Origin of the sequence: uncultured Roseibium sp., from assembly GCF_947499295.1 — a bacterium.
GTDB lineage: Bacteria > Pseudomonadota > Alphaproteobacteria > Rhizobiales > Stappiaceae > Roseibium.
Genome location: NZ_CANMNP010000024.1, coordinates 34,502 through 53,573, shown reverse-complemented (window position 1 = coordinate 53,573; position 19,072 = coordinate 34,502). Strand labels below are relative to the sequence as shown.

Below are 19,072 nucleotides of genomic sequence, written 5' to 3'. Positions count from 1 at the left end.
GCTCCCGCAACCAACAAAAAAAAGCCGCCCCTACAGGGCGGCTTTTTTGTTTTGGTGCAATGAGAACCAAAATCAAAACAAAAAAAACTCAACAGAGCGGGACAAAAACAATAGAGCAACCTGACCAGGTTCCCGGTACCTTGTTGGAAACCGAACGGCAATTTGTGAACGGAAAGACCCCCACGCAAAAAAGGATCCACCCAACGCAAAGGGGCAAAAACAGTCAAATCCAAAACCAGCCTGCATGCTCAAAGCCTGCGGGCTTTTGTCGTTCTGACCTAAAACACACCACGAACCATGACCTCCGTTTCCCTAAGAACAATGGCTGACCTCTTCACAGGCGGAGGATAAACCATCCCGCTAAGAGCTAATCCCTGCGCCAGCTTTGCTGCTAGCAATCCTGTGGCAGCACCCTTGTACCGAAAAGCAACAACGGGGGCTCTATGTGCAACGGATTGTATGTCCGCCTGGATGTCCCGATTGGCCCAGGTCGGTTTTGATGTGCGCTCTTCAGGATGAACGAGAGTGCGATCATCCACCGATTGGCTTTTCAGAGAAGGCCCAATCCGTCCGGTCCGACTGAGTTCAGACGACCTTGACGGTCAGTACGCCAACGGATTCTATGCTTGCTTCCATGGTATCGCCTGCCTCCACGGCATTTACTCCCGAAGGAGTACCGGCCATGATCACATCTCCCGCCGAGAGTTCGAAATATTCCGAGAGATAGGAGATCATTTCCGGTACCTTCCAGATCATCTGGTTCAGATCACCTTCTTGTCGCAAGTCGCCGTTGACTGTCAGTGCAATTCGACCCTGATCGGGGTGACCAACATCGGACACCGGAAGCAATGGCCCCACTGGTCCGGATCGCTCGAAGGCTTTGCCGATTTCCCACGGGCGTCCCATCTTCTTCATTTCGCCCTGCAAGTCTCTCCGTGTCATGTCCAGCGACACGCCGTAACCCCAGACGTGTTTAAGCGCATCTGAAAGGGCGATGTTGGTTCCGCCACTCTTTAGGCCAACCAGGAGTTCGACCTCGTGGTGTACATCTGATGTGTGAGGTGGATAGGGAAATTCTCCCGAAGCATCGAGATTATTTGGGTTTTTCTGAAAAAAGAAAGGCGGTTCGCGATCGGGATCGTGTCCCATTTCGACTGCATGTGCCGCAAAATTCCGGCCAATGCAGTAGACACGACGGACGGGAAAGGACCCTCCGTCGCTGGTGGGAATGACGTGTAACTTTGGTGTCTCGATTACGTGCTCAGACATCGCTTTCCTCGCTTGCGGTCGGTGGTGGTTAGGCCCGCAGACTCGCGATACCGATTTAGGACCGCTCGCTTTATGACTTGGACCGAATGCACGAAAAATAAACTCGTTGGCAATGAGTTTTGGTCAACCATTTCTATAATTGGTTGGACTTCAATCTTCGCCCAAAACCGCTTCTGGCATCATCCGCGAATAAACCGAGCGCAGATGTTGCTGCATCATTTGCATTGCCAGCTCGCCGTTTCCGGCCGTGATCGCGCGCACGATTGCATCGTGTTCTATGAAGCTTGTATAGCCTGGCACGGGCTTGCGGGTATCGCGCGGCTGGCCCCAGACAATTGAGCGGCGCACCGAGTTCAGCGTTTCAAAAAAGTACAGGTAGAGCTGATTGCGTGTGCTACGTGCGATGACGTGGTGCAACTTGTTGTCCCAAGCTTCGTAAGCGCGCCAATCTTTTGCTTCGCGACACTTCTCAGCGCAAATCTTCATTTGTTTACAATCAGATTTACTCGCATTCATTGCCGCGAGCCGCGCCAGTTCGGGCTCAATGTTGTAGCGGACCGTTACAACCTGTTCCGGCTTAATCTGGTCGCGAAGGTAGGTAACATCCTGAAGGTTCAGCACGGGCCTTGAACCGACAAATGTGCCGCGTCCGACGTGCCGCCAGATCAATCCTTGCGCCTCCAGATCGGCAAGGGCTTTGCGCAATTGGTTGCGTGTCGTGTCCAGACGTTTGCACAATTCGCGCTCGGGCAAGATGCGGTCATTCAACCGATATCCGGCACTATCGATCAAGTCACGCAGTCTTTGTGATAGTTCGGCTGTGTCATTTGTATCGCCACCCAATTTGCTGATTGGTTGATTGAATTAGAACGAGAGTCAATCAACTCTTGTCTGCAAGGTTAGCAAGAGATCGCAGAACTTTGCGACGCGCTGCTGCAAAAAAAAAGACAGTGTCGGGAGGAAAAATCGTGCGACTAGCCACAGTGTCAGCGAGTGGAGAGGAAATGTGTGCGGCCGTTCTGAGTGACGACCGCCTTTTGAGCCTGTCCAAAGCCGCGCACCATCTGACGGGTCCCGCCGCTGAGGCACTGAAGGCAAATTCAATGCTCCTTCTGATTGGCGGACCGCCAGAGACGCTTGATGTCGCACGCGGTCTTGTGGGAGACGCTGAAGCCGGCTCTCTTGGCACGGCAATTTTGGCCAAAGGGGCAAAATTGCTGGCGCCAATCCCCGCCATTCGCAAAAATGTTCTTTGTGTAGGACGCAACTACGCTGAACACATCGCCGAGGGAGATCGTGCGCAAAAGCAAAAGGTCGGCGTAACCGAATACCCGGTTTTCTTCACCAAGCCACCGACGTCCATCGTAGGCCCGGGTGGCGATGTACTGACTTTTCCGAGCATTTCAAAGCAAACTGATTACGAAGTCGAATTGGCTGTGATTATCGGCACGCCGGGTCGCAATATCGCCAGGGCGGACGCTATGAAACACGTCTTTGGCTATACCATATTGAATGACATCTCAGCCCGTGACGTCCAGCGCCGCCATGGTGGGCAGAATTTCAAGGGAAAGGCCTTTGATGGCTCTTGCCCCATGGGCCCTTGGATTGTGACCGCAGACGCCATTGATGATCCACATGCATTGCCGATCTCACTGACGGTGAATGGCGAGACCCGACAGGACGGTAATACCAGGGACATGATTTTCGATATCGAGACACTCATCGCCTCGTTATCGGAGGGCATGACGTTAGAGCCTGGTGACATCATCGCGACCGGCACGCCTTCGGGCGTGGGATACGCCATGGACCCACCGTGTTTCTTAAAAGATGGCGATTCCGTCGTTTGTAATATTTCAGGGATCGGGACGCTCACAAACTCAGTGCGTGCCGTTTAAGCAATCTTCCGAAGACGCCGATAGGACGAGGGGGATTGGGAAGAATGCGAAGGGAGGACTAAGCATATGATGAACCGCAGAACATTAACCTCGTTACTGACGGCAGCGCTAGCAGCCGGATTGTTTGGAAAAGTTGCGTTTGCGCAAGACTTGAAAGAGATTACTTTCGTGCAGCCGAGCCCGTCTGCCATCAACTCGTTTCCGGTCTTTGTCGCCATAGGCGAAGGGTTTTTCGAAGACGAGGGCTTGAACGTTACGGTCGAAGCCATCAACGGCTCGGGCGCGGTTTTGCAGGCGTTGTCTGCAGGTCAAGCGCAATTCGGCCGTCCTGGCCCCGGCCCGTTGATCGCAGCGCGTTCACGCGGTGTGGATGCCACACATATCTACAACGTGGCTGCGCGGAGCAATTTTGGAATCGCAGTTCAAGAAGGCTCCGAGTTTCAGAAGATCGAGGACCTGCGCGGCAAGGTAATCGGGACCGGTACAGCGGACGGTGCCGAGGTGGGCTTTGCCCGCAACGTGCTGACGGGTGCTGGAATGGTCGAAGGCACTGACTTTGAGTTCCTCACGGTCGGTGACGGTGGCCCCGCAACTGCGGCGTTCTTAAACGGTGAAATTGACGCCTATTCTGCGTCTACGGCAGATACAGCAGTTCTCAACCAGCGTGGCATGAAGGTGCGTGACATCACGCCCGCCGAGTTCGGTCGGTTCTTCGGCAACGGCATTGCCACCATGGCCGATACGATCGCCAACGACCGTGAGCTTGTTGAAGCATGGAGCCGTGCCTTTGCCAAAGGCCATGCCTTTGCGTTGGACGACGCCAATCGCGATGCAGTTCTTGCCCACCTTGCCGCAGGCAACCCGCAGGAAGGTGAAGACAAGGAGTTCCAGGCGGCACTTTTCGATGCGGTTCGTTCCAAGACAATTGCTGCTGGCGACAGCCCGCATCTTGGCTGGTATCCGGCGGCAGTCTGGGAAGAATGGCAGGAAGCTCTCGTCGCTGGCGGTGAAATCCCAGGACCTCTCGACGATCTGAGCGCGATCTGGACCAATGAGTTCGCTGAACTCGGAAGTGCAGGCGTCGGCAAATGAACGCCTCATTGGCAAATGACTACTCCGGCGCTTCATCTGAAGCGCCGGTTTATGAGTTGACCAACGTCAGCAAGACCTACGCGCGTAATGCGGTGATCGCGTTAGAGAACGTGAACCTCACCTTGCGCCACGGAAGCTTCACGTCGGTTATCGGATCAAGCGGCTGCGGGAAATCGACCCTGTTGAAGATCATGGCAGGGCTCATTCCCCCCACGAAAGGCCGTGTGATCCTTCAGGACAAGCCTGTCACCGGCCCGCGCCGCGACATCGGAATGATGTTCCAGCAAGCCACGCTCTTTCCTTGGAAAACCGCGGTTGAAAACATCGTGCTGCCGATCGAGATCCGGGACGGCAAAGGGGCCGCCAAGAAGGCCAAGGAAAAAGCACATGACCTTCTCGAGATAGTCGGGCTGAAGGGTTTCGAGAACGTTTATCCCAACGAATTGTCTGGAGGCATGGCACAGCGTGCGTCGATCTGCCGGATGCTGATTACCGAACCAGCGGTTCTGCTTTTGGATGAGCCGTTCAGCGCACTCGATGAGCTGTCTCGCGACATGATGAACATGGAATTACAGAGAATTTGCCGTGAGCAGGACGCGACGGCTTTTCTGGTCACCCATTCCATTCAGGAAGCGGTGATCCTCTCGGACGAGATTGTCGTAATGAAGCCCCGCCCAGGCCGGATTGCGGAGATCGTTCAGGTTGATCTGCCCCGGCCGCGTACGCTTGATATGATGACGACACCGAGATTTGGCGAAATCGTGGATCACATTCGCAGCATGTTGGACAAGGGAGAAGACATGTGACTGATGCGCCCACCAATCAGCGGCTAGAGACCGAGGCGGCGGACGATACCGTCTGGGTTCAGAAAGTTGCATTCATCGATTCCGTGCCCCGTTGGATCGCGATGACATTTGTGTTCGTGGTTTTCATCGGCACGTGGGATCTGGTAACACGTCTGGAACTTGTTTCGCCGATCATTTTGCCCACGCCGTGGGAAACCTTCGACGACATGATCTTTGTCGGAAACAATCTTCTTAGCGGCGACTATATGCTTGTTTCTCTTTGGATCACGATCAAAGAGGTGATCTACGGGTTCGCGCTTGCCATCGCCCTCGGCTTCTCGCTTGGCGTACTCGTCGGCGAAACGGCGTTCGGCGAAAAAGCTGTTATGCCATACTTGGTAGCCATAGACACCATGCCGAAGGTTGCCTTTGCACCACTTTTTGTGGCCTGGCTTGGTTTTGGCATCGAATCCAAGGTGGCTTTGGCAGCGTTTATCGCCACCTTCCCGATCGTGGTTGGAACGGCTGCGGGCCTACATTCTGCCGATGAGAATGCCCGCATGCTCTTTAAGACCATGGGCGCAAGCCGCATACAGACATTGATCAAGATGAAGCTTCCCACCGGACTGCCACAAATCTTTACTGGACTTAAGATTGGTGCCGTTGGCGTCATGGCAGGCGCGATCACGGGCGAATTCCTGGGCGGCGGCAAAGGCTTTGGCGAGCTGATCAGGGTCGCAGCATCCCAGCTTAACACGCCTCGGGTGTTCTCATTGATCTTGTATCTGAGCCTCGTCGGGTTGGTGCTGTACCTGATCGTGCAATGGACGCAGCGCAGGGTCGTCTTCTGGCAGAAGGAATCCGTAGGTGCACAAGATCACTGAGGCATCCACCATACCAGTGCATACCCTGCGCGAATTCGTTTCGGCGGCGCTGCAGTCGAAGGGCGTCCCCCATGATGATGCCGTCAAGGTCGCCACGCTCATGGTAGAAGCGGACATCTTCGGGTATGGCACACACGGTGTTTTTCGCCTGCGGCAGTACCTGGCGCGATTGGACGGCGGCGGCTGCAACCCGACCCCGTCAGTGACCGTGGCGCATGAAACAATCGCCACGGGCGTGATCGACGGGGACGACGGGCTCGGTCATCTTGCAATGTCCGCGGCGCGTGATCTTGCTATCGAAAAGGCACGCACCGCCGGTATTGGCTGGGTTGGCGTTCGCCGCGGTAATCATGCCGGGCCCTTGGCGCTCTATGTGAGGCCACAAGCCGAGGCGGGTCTGCTTGGCATGGCGGCGGCAGTCGGAAGCGCAAACCACGTTCCTCCATACGGAGGAACCGACCTTCTGCTTGGGACCAACCCGATTGCGTTTTCAGCGCCTGCCAACGGCGCCGACCCTTTCGTATTCGACATGGCCACCACCGTTGCTGCGATGGGAAAGATAAAAACGCTTCTGCAACAGGGCAAGGAGATGCCGGAAGGCTGGATGGTTGGGCGGGACGGTAAGCCGCTCACGGATCCAGCCCGGAAATCAGAGGGATTCCTCCTGCCCATCGGCGGCCCAAAGGGGTTCGGTTTGTCGGTTGCTATCGGGCTTATGGCAGGTGTCCTCAATGGGGCTGCCTTTGGATCAGACGTCGTCGACTTCACGAACGACACGACCTCTTCCACCAATACCGGGCTGTTTGTCATGGCACTTGACCCCGCTGCCTTCGGAATTGGGGACGACTTTGCGAGCACCGCCAGTCGGGTCTTTGACGAGATGCGTGCCTCGGAACCACTTCCCGGTCATGATCCTGTACGTTTGCCGGGTGAGGGAAAGACCGCGTCGGCTGATGCGCGTCGATCCAACGGCCTTGGCCTGAACCCCGCTCTGCGGCGCGACCTGAATGTGCTTGCTGCTGATTGCGGACTGCAAGCTCCGTTTCCGGATGAAAATGCAAAAGGCTGAGAATGCGTTTGCCCGGAGCCCTTGCGCGTGAGAAGCGATGTCGGCGATGTCATTTTGACAGCGCCAAGTCAAAGGCACACTGAGACCAGTGTGCCTTAATCAGCTTCATCGTCGGGCGCGTTCAGCAACCAGCGCGTCACCGAGTTTTGCTTGTTTTTCATGTGAACAATCAAGATTGACGCCAGCTTCTTACCATCGCGCGCTTCCAGCGCTCGAATAATTCCATCGTGTTCGTCTACCGCTTCGCCCCAGCGCTCGTCGGACATATTGGCCGCATATCGCGCGCGCAGCATACGAGCTGACAATGCCATACTTGAGTTTGCCAGGGTCTCGTTTCTTGCCGCGGAAAGTATGCCGAAATGGATGTCTTGGTTAAGCTTGAAATACGTGGCCAGGTCCCTGTCACGATAGCTTTGTATCATCGCGTCGTGAAGCGAGCGGATCTTGGCAATTTCCTCATCAGAGATCTTTTCGCAAGCCAGCTCCCCCGACAGGCCCTCAAGTACGGCGAGCACGGGAAAGACCTCGTCGACCTCTTCTAGCGTGATCGCGGTGACCCATGCGCCGCGATTTGGTTCCAATCGTACCAACCCCTCTGCGGCCAAAACCTTCAATGCTTCGCGCAATGGGGTCCTTGATACGCTGAATTGTTCGCAAAGTGCCTTTTCGGGAACTTTTTTGTTCGGGGCCATTTGGCCTTCAATGATCAAAGGACGCAGACGCTCCACCAATTCAAGGTGAAGCGACCTTCGTTCGATTATCATGTTTGCTGATACATCAGTCATTTTCCAGCGTTTACACTCGTTTCAGTGCCAAGTCGAGAAGTTGGGCTATGTGCATCGGATTGCGCTCGGTGTTATCTGCGATTTGGTGGCGGCAGGACGTGCCATCGGCCACGATAATGGCATCACCAGATGCGGCTCGCGCCGCGGGAAGGACGTCCAGTTCTGCCATCTTTATCGACGTGTCATAGGTGTCCACACCGTAGCCGAATGCGCCTGCCATGCCACAGCAGCTGCTGTCGATCCTGGTAACATTCGTGTCCGGCAGGAGTGCCAGCGTTCGTTCGATTGCCGGCATGACCCCCATTGCCTTTTGGTGGCAGTGCCCGTGCAATGTTACCTCGGGCGCCGGGGATTGAAGGTGCGAAGTGAACTGCGGATTGTCCTTCTGATCAGCAATGAACTCCTCGAACATCAGAGCCAGTTTGGCGATCTTTGCGCTATCTTCTCCGGGTAAAAGCACCGGGATCTCGTCGCGAAGGGTCAATAGGCAGCTTGGTTCCAAGCCGATGATAGGAACGCCACGTTCTACATAAGGCATAAGAGCATCGACAAGCCGTTTGGCTTCTTGCCGCGCCTGATCAACCAATCCGACCGACAGAAACGTACGGCCACAACACAATGGACGGCTATTGCCGGCAGCGGGTCTTACGACATCAACCGAACTGCCCGTAGCGTTCAGAACTCTGACTGCCGCGCGCAGGTTTTCAGGCTCGAAATAGCGGTTGAAACTGTCAACAAACAAAACGACGTCCGGTTTGGAGGTCACGCTGACCTCGGTGTCCTTGAACGGTTTGGCGACCCATTTGGGCAAGGGGCGTTTTGCCGTGAAACCTGTCAATCGTTCAGTTGCTTTGGCTAAACCGGGCACCTTGTCCCGCAGGTTCATAAGAAAAGGCAATTTTGCTGCCCAGGGAGCATAACGCGGCAAATAGCCAACAAGCCGATCATGAGTGCTCAGGCCATGCTTCTTGGCGCGCGCAGAAAGCACTTCAATTTTCATCCGCGCCATATCCACGCCTGTCGGGCACTCGCGCTTGCAGCCCTTGCAGGACACACACAGCTTCATCGCATCGGCCATCTCATCGGACACCAGTGCGTCGGGCCCAAGCTGTCCGGAAATCGCAAGACGGAGGGTATTGGCGCGGCCGCGGGTCAGGTCCTTTTCTTTGCGTGTCACCCGAAATGAGGGACACATGACGCCACCCTTCAGTTTGCGGCAGGCTCCATTGTTGTTGCACATTTCAACCGCCCCCTGAAATCCGCCATCTTTCCCTGACCACTCGGACCAATCCAGTTCGGTTTTCAGGTGTGAGGGTTGATATTCCGGTCCATAGCGAAAAAGGCTGCGGTCATCCATCTTTGGCGCATTGACGATTTTGCCAGGATTAAACACGCCGGTCGGATCGAAACGTTCTTTCACCTCCTCAAAGGTCGCGACCATCCGGGAGCCAAACATCTTTTCATGAAACTCCGACCGGACGATGCCGTCCCCATGCTCGCCTGAATGCGAACCCTTGTAGCGGGCAACAAGATCAAAACATTCCTCGGCAATCGCGCGCATTGTGGCAACGTCATTGTCCAGCTTCAAGTTCAATACCGGGCGCACGTGCAAACACCCGACCGACGCATGTGCGTACCATGTCCCTGTGGTGCCATGGCGCTCAAAAACCTCCGTGAGCCCAGCCGTATAGGCGGCAAGGTCGGGTAGTTCGACCGCACAATCCTCTACAAACGACACGGGCTTTCCGGCGGTCTTCATGGACATCATTATGTTGAGGCCTGATTTGCGCAGTTCAGCGATTTGTCCCTGCAGGCCTGTATCCATCACCGCTGTGACACCGCCCCAGGCCTTGCCGGTCCCGGTCCAGGAAAACCCGAGGTCACCCATCATCTGGTCGAGGTCTTTTAACTTTTGCTCCCCGTTGGCGCGCGTGAATTCCACCAGCAGCAAAGCCTCAGGCGCGCCGGTCACAAAACTTTCGATAGTCCTGGCAAAAAGCGGTATGTCCCGGGCAAGCGCGATCATCGTATGATCAACCAACTCAACGCCCTCAGGATCAAGCGTCACCAGATGTTGTGCGGCATCCATTGCCTGATGGAAGGTCGGGAAGTGACACACGCCCAAGGCTTTGCCGTCCTGAAGCGGGGAGAGTTTCAACTCGATCGCGGTGGTGTAGGCAAGTGTGCCTTCCGAGCCAACAAGAAGATGAGCGAGATTCTGGGCGTCCGGTCCAGAAGTCAGTGCGTCGATGTTGTAGCCGCCCACGCGGCGCATGACATTGGGGAACCTGGCAGCAATTTCAGCCGATTCCCGTTGGCCAATCGCCGCAAGATCACGGGAAAGCGCATTATAGACCCCATTCTGCCCGGCAAGACCTGCCCCAAACCTGTGTTTACTGCCATCAGCCAGGATCGCGTCGATTGACAGGACATTGTCCCGCATCATGCCGTATCGGATGGACTTTCCACCACAGGAGTTGTTGCCCGCCATCCCGCCAATGGTTGCGCGCGACGCGGTAGAGACATCCACCGGGAACCAAAGCCCATGCGGTTTGAGCACCCGGTTCAGTTCATCGAGCACGATGCCCGGGCGCACGAGACAGCGTTTGTTTGCGACGTCAAGTTCTAGAATTTCGTTGAAATACTGAGTGTTATCCAGAACCAGCGCTTCGTTTACGGTCTGGCCACACTGTGATGTACCGCCGCCACGGGCAAGGACCGGCACGCCTTGATGGCGCGCGCAGTCTATCGCCGCCAGAATGTCGTCTTCCGATTTGGGTGCCAGCACGCCCACCGGCATCATCTGATAAATCGAAGCGTCCGTCGCGTAGCGACCGCGCGAGAACAGATCGAACATCAGATCGCCCGACACCCTTTTTGAAAGTTCACGCGCAATGTCGTTCAACGGCGGGATCCTTGATCTGCGTAATCTAAAAATGAATTATGAATTAAAAATTGCAAATTCACAACTTCAATGTCATTCTGTGCCGCACGTTCAAACGCAGGTCCCACAAGGTTCGATTTATGAGACAAGCTGGTCGTCATTTTCTGCAAATTCCCGGCCCCAGTTCGGTTCCGGATCGCATATTGCGCGCGATATCCGGTCAGGTGATTGACCACCGAGGCCCAGCGTTCGGCAAAGTCGGTGCACAGGCTCTTGAAGGGATCAAAACCATCTTCAAGACCGAGCAGAACGTCGTGATCTATCCATCGTCAGGCACCGGCGGCTGGGAGGCAGCGCTGGTTAATGTGTTGTCGCTGGGCGACCGGGTGCTGATGTTTGAAACCGGGCATTTTGCGACGTTGTGGAAAAAGATTGCCGAGAAACTGGGCTTGAGGCCCGAGTTCATTGAAGGCGACTGGCGCGGCGGTGCCGATCCGGATCAGATCGAGGCATATCTGGCTGAAGACAGAAATCACGAGATCAAGGCCGTCTGCGTTGTTCACAACGAGACATCAACCGGGTCCGTCTCGCCGATTGCTGCGATCCGCAAGGCCATCGACAACACAGGACATCCGGCATTGTTCATGGTCGACACAATCTCGGGTCTCGCGTCGCTCGACTATCAGCACGACGAATGGGGCGTTGATGTCACCGTGTCCGGATCACAAAAGGGACTGATGTTGCCGCCGGGTCTTTCGTTCAACGCGATAAGTGCCAAGGCCATGGCTGCGAACGGTTCGGCCACCTTAATGCGATCATACTGGGACTGGGCGGATATGGTCGGTCCGAACAAAACTGGATACTTCCCGTATACGCCGGCCACGAACCTTCTTTACGGACTGAATGTCGCCATTGAAATGTTGCACGAAGAAGGGCTGGAAAATGTCTTTGCCCGACATGCGCGTCACGGGGCTGCTGCACGCGCTGCCGTCCGCACCTGGGGACTGGAAGTTCTTTGCAACAAGCAGGGGCAGGAAAGCGGTGTGCTGACGGCTGTCATGGTTCCGGAAGGCCACAGCGCAGATGGGTTCAGAGCAACGACTTTGGATCACTACGATATTTCTTTGGGCAACGGCCTGTCGAAGGTTGCCGACAAAGTGTTCCGCATTGGCCATCTTGGTGATTTCAACGATCTCATGCTGGTCGCAACACTGGCAGGCGTCGAAATGGGTCTGACAAAGGCCAGAATTCCCCACAACGCAGGGGGAGTCGGAGCTGCGATGGCGATGCTGGAGAACACGCAAATCGCGGCAGAGTGACGAAAACAGTCACATTTCCAAGGGAGGAATCACACATGACCATCAAGGCAATTCTGATTGCAACAGCCGCTGCGATTGGCGGAACAAGCGGAGCCTTTGCCGCTGACATCACGCTGAAGTTTGGCCATGTCGGCAATCCCGGTTCACTGTTTGAAGCAAGCGTTGACAATTTCGCGGAATGTGTGAATTCGTCGATGGGCGGCAAAGTCGAGGTGCAGACGTTCGGCTCTTCTCAGTTGGGCAAGGATAAGGAGCTTTTGCAAAAGCTGAAGCTGGGTCAGGTCGACTTCGCGCTTCCCTCATCTGTTATGTCTTCGGTCGATGATACGTTCGGCATTTTCGAGATGCCCTACATCATCCGTGACCGCGATCATATGCGTCGTGTCCAAGACGCGATGATGGACAAGTTTCAGGACGCTGCAAACGGTGGTGGATATCACATCGTTGGCCTGGCCGAAAATGGGTTCCGCCACATCACCAACAACACGCGGCCAATCAATGTGCCGAGTGACCTCGAAGGCATCAAACTTCGCACGCCCAACGGCGTATGGCGTGTCAAAATGTTCACGGAATACGGCGCAAACCCGACGCCAATGGCGTTCTCGGACGTGTTCACCGCGTTGCAGACCGGCGTGATGGACGGCCAGGAAAACCCCTATGCGCAGATTGCATCCGCAAAATTCCAGGAAGTCCAGAAGTACCTGTCAATTACCGGGCATGTCTACACACCTGCCTATATCCTCGCCTCGCAGAAGGGTTTTGCGAAACTGCCGGAGGACGTGCAGGCCGGTTTGACCGCCTGTGCGGCGTCCACGCAGGACTTCACCTACGAAAAGGCGGCGCAACTTGAAACCGAATTGCTGGACGTCATCAAGGCTGCCGGTGTTGAGGTGAATGAGGCGAACAAGGATGCATTCGTCGAGGCATCCGCGCCGATCTACAAGGCTTTCGCCGACGAGGTCGAAGGCGGGCAGGACATGATTGACCAGGTTCTGGGCATGGCGAACTCAAACTGACGCTTGTATCGGGCAGCGGGCAATCCGCTGCCCTTTCATTCTTGTGGCCAAACAGACCCGCGTGAGCCTCCCTTTGGCTCCTGCAAGAAGGCAAGGCGCGAAGTGAACCAGCTCTCAAACTCACTCCTACCTCGGATTGTCAAGATCCTCGGCAAAGTGCTTGAATGGATCACGATCTCGCTGATGGTGCTTCTGACCATCGTCGTAATTTCGGCGGTGATTGCACGTCTCTCGGGCCAGAGTTTTTCGTGGTATGACGAAGTCGCAGCGATCATGCTCGCCTGGATAACCTACTACGGCTCTGCGCTCGCTGCGCTTCACCGTCGTCACATCGGGTTTGATACGGTGCTTCTGGCGATGCCGATTAAGGCGCGTCTGGCGGCCCTGCTGGCGGGCGAGGCAATCGTGTTGATCTTCTTTGTGCTGATGGCGCGAGCCGGGCTTCAAGTTCTAGAAGTTCTCGAAGGCGACACGCTGATCTCACTGACCTGGGTTCCGGTTCAATTCACCCAGTCGATTATTCCGATTGGCGCGATCCTGTTCATCCTGTGCCAGCTTCTTAGCCTGCCGAACTACTGGAAAGTCACCGCCGACGGCATTTCGCTGGAACACGCGGAGATCGAGGAAGAGGTCGAGTCCGAGATGATCAAGAACAAGGATCGTACCTGATGTTGATGGCTGCGATCTTCTGCGCACTGCTGGCGATGATCTGCATCAATGTGCCAATTGCAGTAGCGCTGGCCATGTGTGGCGTGATCGGCCTCCTGGCGGTCGAGGGCACAGGCAGTTTGGTCACGATTGCCCTGGACATGTATGACGGATCGACGAAGTTTTCGTTGATCGCGATTCCGATGTTTGTGTTGGCAGGTGCCATCATGAACGCGGGCGGGATCACGGATCGGCTGATCAACTTTGTGTCCGCCATCATCGGTTTCATCCGCGGTGGTCTGGCTATGGTCAACATTGGCGTTTCGCTGTTCTTCGCGGAGATTTCGGGATCGGCTGTAGCGGATGTCGCTGCAATGGGCTCGATTCTGATCCCGCAAATGAAAAAGCGCGGCTACTCGAAGGAGTTTTCCGCCGCAGTCACGTCGTCCTCTGCCTCTCTGGCGATTATCATCCCGCCATCGATCCCCATGATCCTTTATGCAGCCTCAGCCAACACCTCGGTCGAGCAATTGTTTGTGGCCGGCGTTGTGCCGGGGCTTCTGGGTGCTGCCGGGTTGATGGGCGTGGCCTATGCTTTCGCGAAACGCTATGACTATCCGGTGGAAGAGGCATTCAATCTGCCGCGCGTACGCGAGACGTTCAAGGACGCACTGCCCGCTTTTGCGTTGCCGGTAATCATCCTGGGCGGGATATTCGGCGGGTTTGTCACCGCAACCGAAGCCGCAGGGTTGGCCGTGCTTGCCGCACTTGTTGTCTCTGCCTGGTATCGCAACCTGAACCTGGCACATTTGCGCCGAGCAATGCTCGATGGCGGCATACAAACCGCCGTGGTCATGCTTTTGGTTGCCGCATCGGTTCTGATGGGCGGTTTCTTGACCCGTGCGCAGATCCCTCAGCAACTGGCGGAAGCGATCTTGTCCGTGACGGCTCAGCAATGGGCAATCTTACTGATCCTGAACTTCTTTTTTCTGATCATCGGGTTCTTTCTGCATTCCGCGGCCGCGATCATATTGGTTGTCCCGATTGTGATCCCGCTGATCTCCGCCGCGGGCATCGATCCCGTGCATTTTGGTCTTGTCGTTACACTGAACCTGGCGATTGGCCAACAGACACCCCCGGTCGCCTCCGTTCTGATCACGTCCTGCTCTGTGGCGCGGGCGAATATCTGGGCCGTGTCGAAAGTGAATATCTGGTTTGTCGCGGTCCTGCTGGCGGTGCTGATGCTCTGTACTTACGTACCAACGGTGCCGATGTTCCTCGTTGAGTACTTCTACCGATGACCGAAGAGCTTACACAAGATCTGGAAGACGGTGTCTTGTGGGTGGCATTCAACCGCCCGCAGTCGCGCAACGCGCTGACATTTGCGATGTACGACGCGCTCGCAAATCTCTGCAAGTCGCTGCCAACCGACGGATCGGTCCGGGCCATCGTTCTTTCCGGTAACGGCGGAAAGGCGTTCGCGGCCGGTACCGATATGAGCCAGTTCCGCGACTTCAAGACTGCGCAGGACGCACTGGACTACGAAGCCCGCATCGCGCAAGCGCTGGACGACCTGGAGCGTTGTCCGGTGCCGACGATCGCAGCGATCAATGGGGCGTGCACAGGTGGCGGGGCCGCGATTGCTGCGGCATGTGATCTGCGTATTACCTCTGCCAGCCTCAAGTTCGGGTTTCCCATCGCACGCACCTTGGGAAACTGCCTTGCCAGTGACAACCTTGCCCGCCTGTCGGATCTGATGGGAGCAGGCCGCGTCCGCGAGATCATCTTCACTGCGCGGCTGATCCTGGCGGAAGAAGCCCAGGCGATTGGCCTGGTGAGTGAGGTGCTGCCGGACGAGGAGTCCCTGATGGCGCGAGCCAAGGAACTGGCACAGTTGGTCGGCACCATGGCACCCCTGACCTTGCGTTCCACAAAAGAGGCCATGCGTCGCCGGCGCGCCGCGATTGCGGTGGGAGACGATGACCTGATCGCGATGTGTTACACCAGCGACGATTTCCACATCGGTATCGATGCATTCCTGAGCAAATCCAGACCAAAGTGGACCGGGAAATGACGACCGCCACCGGCCCATTGACCGGTATGAAGGTCATCGAGCTTGCGCACATCATGGCGGGTCCGGTGTGTGGCCTGATGCTGGCGGACATGGGCGCGGATGTCATTAAGGTGGAAAAGCCGCAAGGCGATGATTCTCGCCGATTTGTCCCCCCGCAGATTGAAGGCGAATCCGCAGCCTACATAATGATGAACCGCAACAAGCGGGGAATAGCGCTGAACCTCAAGGACCCGTCGGCACGAGGCGTATTGCACAAGCTCCTGTCAGATGCGGATGTCGTGATAGAAAATTATCGCTTGGGCACAATGGAACGGCTGGGTCTTGGCTACGACGATCTGGCCGCAATCAACCCGCGTCTGATCTATTGCGAAATCTCCGGTTTTGGGCGTACCGGCCCGTACGCGGAGCGCGGCGGTTTTGACTTGATTGCCCAGGGCATGGCCGGTCTGATGTCGATCACCGGCGAGGGACCGGGGCGTCCGCCGGTCAAAGTGGCAGCACCGATTTCAGACATCAATGCCGGTATTCTGGCGGCCATGGGTGTGAGCGCGGCTTACGCAAATGCGTTGAAGACCGGCCGGGGTCAAAAAGTTGACACGTCGCTGTTTGAGGCTGCGATTGTGCAAACATACTGGCAATCGGCGATTGCCTTTTCCACTGGTGAAAATCCACAGCCGCTTGGCTCCGCGCATCCACTCAATGCGCCTTACCAGGCGTTCGCGACCAGCGACGGCTGGATCAACGTTGGTGCCGCGAACCAGAGCAACTGGCTCCGGCTTCTGGATGTCATTGAGACGCCAGAGCTTGATGCCGACCCGAGGTTTGTGTCGAACCAGGCGCGGATGCAAAACCTGCCTGCGCTCGTCGAAATCCTGAATCAAAAACTGCAGCGGGACACAACCGCCAACTGGTTGGCCAAGATGGAAGCGGCAGCGCTTCCTGCTGGTCCGGTCCTGGGCATTCTGGAAATGCACGAGGACCCTCAGGCGGTTGCGCGTGATATGATCGTGGAGACAAAGCACGCTATTGCGGGCGATGTCAAAACCATTGGACACCCGGTCAAGTTCAGCAAAACACCTGCCAAAGTTGCCAAAGCCGCGCCGGTGTTGGGACAACATAGCCGAGAGGTGTTGGAACAGGTTGGGTATGATCAGGAAACGGTCGCCAGCCTGATAGATAGTGGGGCGGTCATAGCGGCGTAGTCCGCCTATAGGCCAAGGTGAACATGTAGATCGGGGGTCGTAGTGAAACTTGCTTTAGATACAGCGCAGAAAATTGTCTCGGCGGCTCTGGGATGGCGGCGCGCCAATGGGATGAAGCCCATAACAATCGCGGTTCTTGATAGCGGAGGTTTTTTGATTGCACTGGCCCGCGAAGATGACACTAGCAATCTGCGTCCGGACATTGCGCAGGGCAAGGCGCGTGGCGCAATCGGTATGGGGCTCGGCTCGCGTGCCCTGTTTGAGCGGGCAAAGTCACAGCCCTATTTTATCCAAGCAATGAACAGCATTGCCGAAGGATCGCTGGTGCCGGTTCCCGGTGGCGTTTTAATCAAAGAGGACGGTCAAATCCTCGGGGCAGTCGGAATAACTGGTGACTCGTCCGACAATGACGAGACCTGCGCAATCGCAGCAATTGAGGCCACGGGATTTACGGCAGACGGAGGCTAATCGACACCCAAGCCGACAGGAACAGTGAGGCCGCCCCAACGTTCGGTCTTCCAGTCGGGATCGCCCTGAAGGCACAAGTCCCGGTGTGATCAGGCTCCCGCAACCAACCGAATTCAAGGGATGCGATGGCGCTTTGCGTCGGCGAGCCAGTTTCGTGGTATCGTCCTTCAAGGATTTTTCAATCTCAAAGACGGACGCGAAAGCCTGATGATTGCCCCATGGGAGGGCGAAGCTCGACGCAGGCCCGACGGAATAGCCACGACTGACAACGAGAGGCCTTGTTGGAGTTCTTTGACCAAAGCCTCAACAGCTTCCAACGACTTGCGACCCGATTGGTGCAAACACGCAATGGTTGCATGAGGCGCTAAAGACTGCCTGAATGATTAATCTCAAAGCGTGCGGTCCAACAACTGTCCTATCGTAGTCGAAACGGTTTAGAGGCAGGACCCTTGGGATCGATTCATGCATGAAATGTCGTTGTGCGAGAATATCCTTGAGATCATAACCTATCAGGCGGATCAGCAGGCTTTTTCGAAGGTGGATCTTGTGCGCCTGGAAGTTGGCCCACTGTCGGGCGTCGAGGTTGAGGCCCTGCGTTTCGGTTTCGACGTCGTTATGCGCGGCAGTGTAGCGGAAGATGCCAGACTGGACATTCTATGCCCGGAAGCAACGGCCTGGTGTCAGGCCTGCGAGACAAATGTTCCCATTCTCGAACGCTACGATCCCTGCCCAAATTGCGGTGCTGTCAGTTTGCAAATCACCAGCGGTGGCGAACTGCGGATCAAGGAAATGGAGGTGTCCTGATGTGTACAGTATGCGGGTGCGGCTCCGGTAATGTTAGGGTAGAGGGCCCTGAGAAGGCGAAGCCTAAATATGGTGGTGAGCTTCATCATCATGCGCACGATCACTCTCAGGAACATGGCAGTGCTCATCTCCACCATTATGGAACCGGCAGAGCCAGCGCGTCCGCACCTGGCATAAGCCAGTCCCGGATGATCCAGATTGAACAGGACATTCTGTCAAAGAACAATTCCTATGCCAACACAAACCGGCGGTACTTCGCCGAGCGGGCGATTTTTGCGCTCAATCTTGTTTCCAGCCCAGGTTCCGGCAAGACAACTTTGCTGGTGGAAACACTTAAAAGACTGAGTGAAACGCGGCACTGCTATGTCATTGAGGGAGACCAGCAGACCAGCAAGGATGCTGACCGCATCCGGGCGACGGGCGTCGCGGCAATTCAAATCAACACTGGCAAGGGCTGCCATCTCGATGGTCACATGGTCGGCCACGCGGTGGAGCATTTGGCCCCTTGTGATGGCGGTTTGATCTTCATTGAAAATGTCGGCAATCTCGTTTGTCCGGCTGCCTTTGACTTGGGCGAAGCCCACAAGGTCGTGATCCTGTCGGTCACTGAGGGTGAGGACAAGTCGATCAAATACCCGGACATGTTCGCCGCTGCCGACCTGATGCTCTTGAATAAATCCGACTTGCTGCCGCATCTCGATTTTGACGTCGAGGCAGCCAAGGAAAATGCCCTCAGGGTCAATCCGGACATCACCATCCTGACGGTCTCGGCGTGCACTGGCGAGGGATTCGACCATTGGCTTACCTGGATCGAGGCGGCCCGCACAATGAAGCTGGCCGGGCATCCGGTTCTCAGCACAGCGCAATAGGAGCAGATC

The 19,072-nt window shown here is 56.1% G+C and carries 19 protein-coding genes; 15 read left to right on the top strand and 4 right to left on the bottom strand.

Going from position 1 to position 19,072, the window contains the following annotated elements; translation table 11 throughout:
- The coding region (locus tag Q0835_RS26735) for a hypothetical protein (protein WP_298966024.1) at positions 1–329 on the top strand (329 nt) is incomplete at its 5' end.
- Positions 330–585: 256 nt separating this feature from the next.
- On the opposite strand, the gene Q0835_RS26730 is transcribed toward Q0835_RS26735, so the two are convergent.
- On the bottom strand, positions 586–1,269 hold the full coding sequence (locus tag Q0835_RS26730; protein WP_298966022.1) for a fumarylacetoacetate hydrolase family protein: 684 nt from the start codon (positions 1,267–1,269) through the stop codon (positions 586–588).
- 150 nt (positions 1,270–1,419) lie between these two features.
- A complete protein-coding gene (locus Q0835_RS26725; protein WP_298966020.1) occupies positions 1,420–2,112 on the bottom strand; it encodes an FCD domain-containing protein in 693 nt (230 codons plus the stop codon).
- Positions 2,113–2,237: 125 nt separating this feature from the next.
- Here Q0835_RS26725 and Q0835_RS26720 point away from each other — a divergent pair, with 125 nt between their 5' ends.
- The 5 genes from Q0835_RS26720 to Q0835_RS26700 all read left to right on the top strand — a co-directional run bounded on the left by Q0835_RS26720 (position 2,238) and on the right by Q0835_RS26700 (position 6,994).
- Positions 2,238–3,164, top strand: coding sequence for a fumarylacetoacetate hydrolase family protein (locus Q0835_RS26720; RefSeq protein ID WP_298966019.1), 927 nt, complete (start codon positions 2,238–2,240; stop codon positions 3,162–3,164).
- Between the two features lie 66 nt (positions 3,165–3,230).
- Positions 3,231–4,256 carry an ABC transporter substrate-binding protein gene (locus tag Q0835_RS26715; protein WP_298966017.1) on the top strand — a complete coding sequence of 342 codons (1,026 nt, stop codon included), beginning with the start codon at positions 3,231–3,233 and terminating at the stop codon, positions 4,254–4,256.
- Positions 4,253–5,062 (top strand): ABC transporter ATP-binding protein, encoded by an 810-nt coding sequence (locus Q0835_RS26710; protein WP_298819538.1) that lies wholly within the window; start codon positions 4,253–4,255, stop codon positions 5,060–5,062. The genes Q0835_RS26715 and Q0835_RS26710 overlap by 4 nt, the downstream gene beginning before the upstream one ends.
- Complete coding sequence (locus Q0835_RS26705) at positions 5,059–5,925, top strand: ABC transporter permease (RefSeq protein WP_298819540.1); 867 nt, start codon at positions 5,059–5,061, stop codon at positions 5,923–5,925. The genes Q0835_RS26710 and Q0835_RS26705 overlap by 4 nt, the downstream gene beginning before the upstream one ends.
- Positions 5,909–6,994 (top strand): Ldh family oxidoreductase, encoded by a 1,086-nt coding sequence (locus Q0835_RS26700; protein WP_298966015.1) that lies wholly within the window; start codon positions 5,909–5,911, stop codon positions 6,992–6,994. The genes Q0835_RS26705 and Q0835_RS26700 overlap by 17 nt, the downstream gene beginning before the upstream one ends.
- 95 nt (positions 6,995–7,089) lie before the next feature.
- On the opposite strand, the gene Q0835_RS26695 is transcribed toward Q0835_RS26700, so the two are convergent.
- Positions 7,090–7,758 carry a GntR family transcriptional regulator gene (locus Q0835_RS26695; RefSeq protein ID WP_298966030.1) on the bottom strand — a complete coding sequence of 223 codons (669 nt, stop codon included), beginning with the start codon at positions 7,756–7,758 and terminating at the stop codon, positions 7,090–7,092.
- Positions 7,759–7,789: 31 nt separating this feature from the next.
- Positions 7,790–10,636 carry an FAD-binding and (Fe-S)-binding domain-containing protein gene (locus tag Q0835_RS26690; protein WP_298966028.1) on the bottom strand — a complete coding sequence of 949 codons (2,847 nt, stop codon included), beginning with the start codon at positions 10,634–10,636 and terminating at the stop codon, positions 7,790–7,792.
- A gap of 167 nt (positions 10,637–10,803) precedes the next feature.
- On the opposite strand from Q0835_RS26690, the gene Q0835_RS26685 reads away from it, so the two are divergent.
- The 9 genes from Q0835_RS26685 (at position 10,804) to hypB (ending at position 19,063) form a co-directional block, all read left to right on the top strand.
- On the top strand, positions 10,804–11,982 hold the full coding sequence (locus Q0835_RS26685) for an aminotransferase class V-fold PLP-dependent enzyme (protein ID WP_298966013.1): 1,179 nt from the start codon (positions 10,804–10,806) through the stop codon (positions 11,980–11,982).
- A 35-nt stretch (positions 11,983–12,017) separates the two neighbouring features.
- Entirely contained in the window at positions 12,018–12,998 is a 981-nt protein-coding gene (locus Q0835_RS26680) for a TRAP transporter substrate-binding protein (protein WP_298966011.1), read from the top strand.
- 102 nt (positions 12,999–13,100) lie between these two features.
- Positions 13,101–13,667, top strand: a complete 567-nt coding sequence (locus Q0835_RS26675) for a TRAP transporter small permease subunit (protein ID WP_298966009.1) — start codon at positions 13,101–13,103, stop codon at positions 13,665–13,667.
- On the top strand, positions 13,667–14,947 hold the full coding sequence (locus tag Q0835_RS26670; RefSeq protein ID WP_104704745.1) for a TRAP transporter large permease: 1,281 nt from the start codon (positions 13,667–13,669) through the stop codon (positions 14,945–14,947). Before Q0835_RS26675 ends, Q0835_RS26670 begins: the two co-directional genes overlap by 1 nt.
- On the top strand, positions 14,944–15,720 hold the full coding sequence (locus tag Q0835_RS26665) for an enoyl-CoA hydratase (protein WP_298966006.1): 777 nt from the start codon (positions 14,944–14,946) through the stop codon (positions 15,718–15,720). The genes Q0835_RS26670 and Q0835_RS26665 overlap by 4 nt, the downstream gene beginning before the upstream one ends.
- The gene (locus tag Q0835_RS26660) at positions 15,717–16,922 is read left to right on the top strand and encodes a CaiB/BaiF CoA-transferase family protein (protein ID WP_298966005.1); all 1,206 of its coding nucleotides are present in this window, start codon (positions 15,717–15,719) and stop codon (positions 16,920–16,922) included. Before Q0835_RS26665 ends, Q0835_RS26660 begins: the two co-directional genes overlap by 4 nt.
- 42 nt (positions 16,923–16,964) lie before the next feature.
- The gene (locus Q0835_RS26655) at positions 16,965–17,390 is read left to right on the top strand and encodes a heme-binding protein (RefSeq protein WP_298966004.1); all 426 of its coding nucleotides are present in this window, start codon (positions 16,965–16,967) and stop codon (positions 17,388–17,390) included.
- 462 nt (positions 17,391–17,852) lie between these two features.
- Positions 17,853–18,194, top strand: a complete 342-nt coding sequence (gene hypA / locus Q0835_RS26650; RefSeq protein ID WP_298966002.1) for a hydrogenase maturation nickel metallochaperone HypA — start codon at positions 17,853–17,855, stop codon at positions 18,192–18,194.
- Positions 18,194–19,063, top strand: a complete 870-nt coding sequence (hypB, locus tag Q0835_RS26645) for a hydrogenase nickel incorporation protein HypB (protein ID WP_298966001.1) — start codon at positions 18,194–18,196, stop codon at positions 19,061–19,063. Before hypA ends, hypB begins: the two co-directional genes overlap by 1 nt.
- Positions 19,064–19,072 lie beyond the last annotated feature (9 nt).

What these genes read in the sequence shown, in the direction of transcription:
- Q0835_RS26730 (WP_298966022.1), bottom strand. Translation starts at nt 1,269, where the DNA reads ATGTCTGAGCACGTAATCGAGACACCAAAGTTACACGTCATTCCCACC.
- Q0835_RS26715 (WP_298966017.1), top strand. Translation starts at nt 3,231, where the DNA reads ATGATGAACCGCAGAACATTAACCTCGTTACTGACGGCAGCGCTAGCA.
- Q0835_RS26695 (WP_298966030.1), bottom strand. Translation starts at nt 7,758, where the DNA reads ATGATAATCGAACGAAGGTCGCTTCACCTTGAATTGGTGGAGCGTCTG.
- Q0835_RS26680 (WP_298966011.1), top strand. Translation starts at nt 12,018, where the DNA reads ATGACCATCAAGGCAATTCTGATTGCAACAGCCGCTGCGATTGGCGGA.
- Q0835_RS26710 (WP_298819538.1), top strand. Translation starts at nt 4,253, where the DNA reads ATGAACGCCTCATTGGCAAATGACTACTCCGGCGCTTCATCTGAAGCG.
- Q0835_RS26665 (WP_298966006.1), top strand. Translation starts at nt 14,944, where the DNA reads ATGACCGAAGAGCTTACACAAGATCTGGAAGACGGTGTCTTGTGGGTG.
- Q0835_RS26685 (WP_298966013.1), top strand. Translation starts at nt 10,804, where the DNA reads ATGAGACAAGCTGGTCGTCATTTTCTGCAAATTCCCGGCCCCAGTTCG.
- Q0835_RS26660 (WP_298966005.1), top strand. Translation starts at nt 15,717, where the DNA reads ATGACGACCGCCACCGGCCCATTGACCGGTATGAAGGTCATCGAGCTT.
- hypB (WP_298966001.1), top strand. Translation starts at nt 18,194, where the DNA reads ATGTGTACAGTATGCGGGTGCGGCTCCGGTAATGTTAGGGTAGAGGGC.
- Q0835_RS26690 (WP_298966028.1), bottom strand. Translation starts at nt 10,636, where the DNA reads ATGTTCGATCTGTTCTCGCGCGGTCGCTACGCGACGGACGCTTCGATT.
- hypA (WP_298966002.1), top strand. Translation starts at nt 17,853, where the DNA reads ATGCATGAAATGTCGTTGTGCGAGAATATCCTTGAGATCATAACCTAT.
- Q0835_RS26670 (WP_104704745.1), top strand. Translation starts at nt 13,667, where the DNA reads ATGTTGATGGCTGCGATCTTCTGCGCACTGCTGGCGATGATCTGCATC.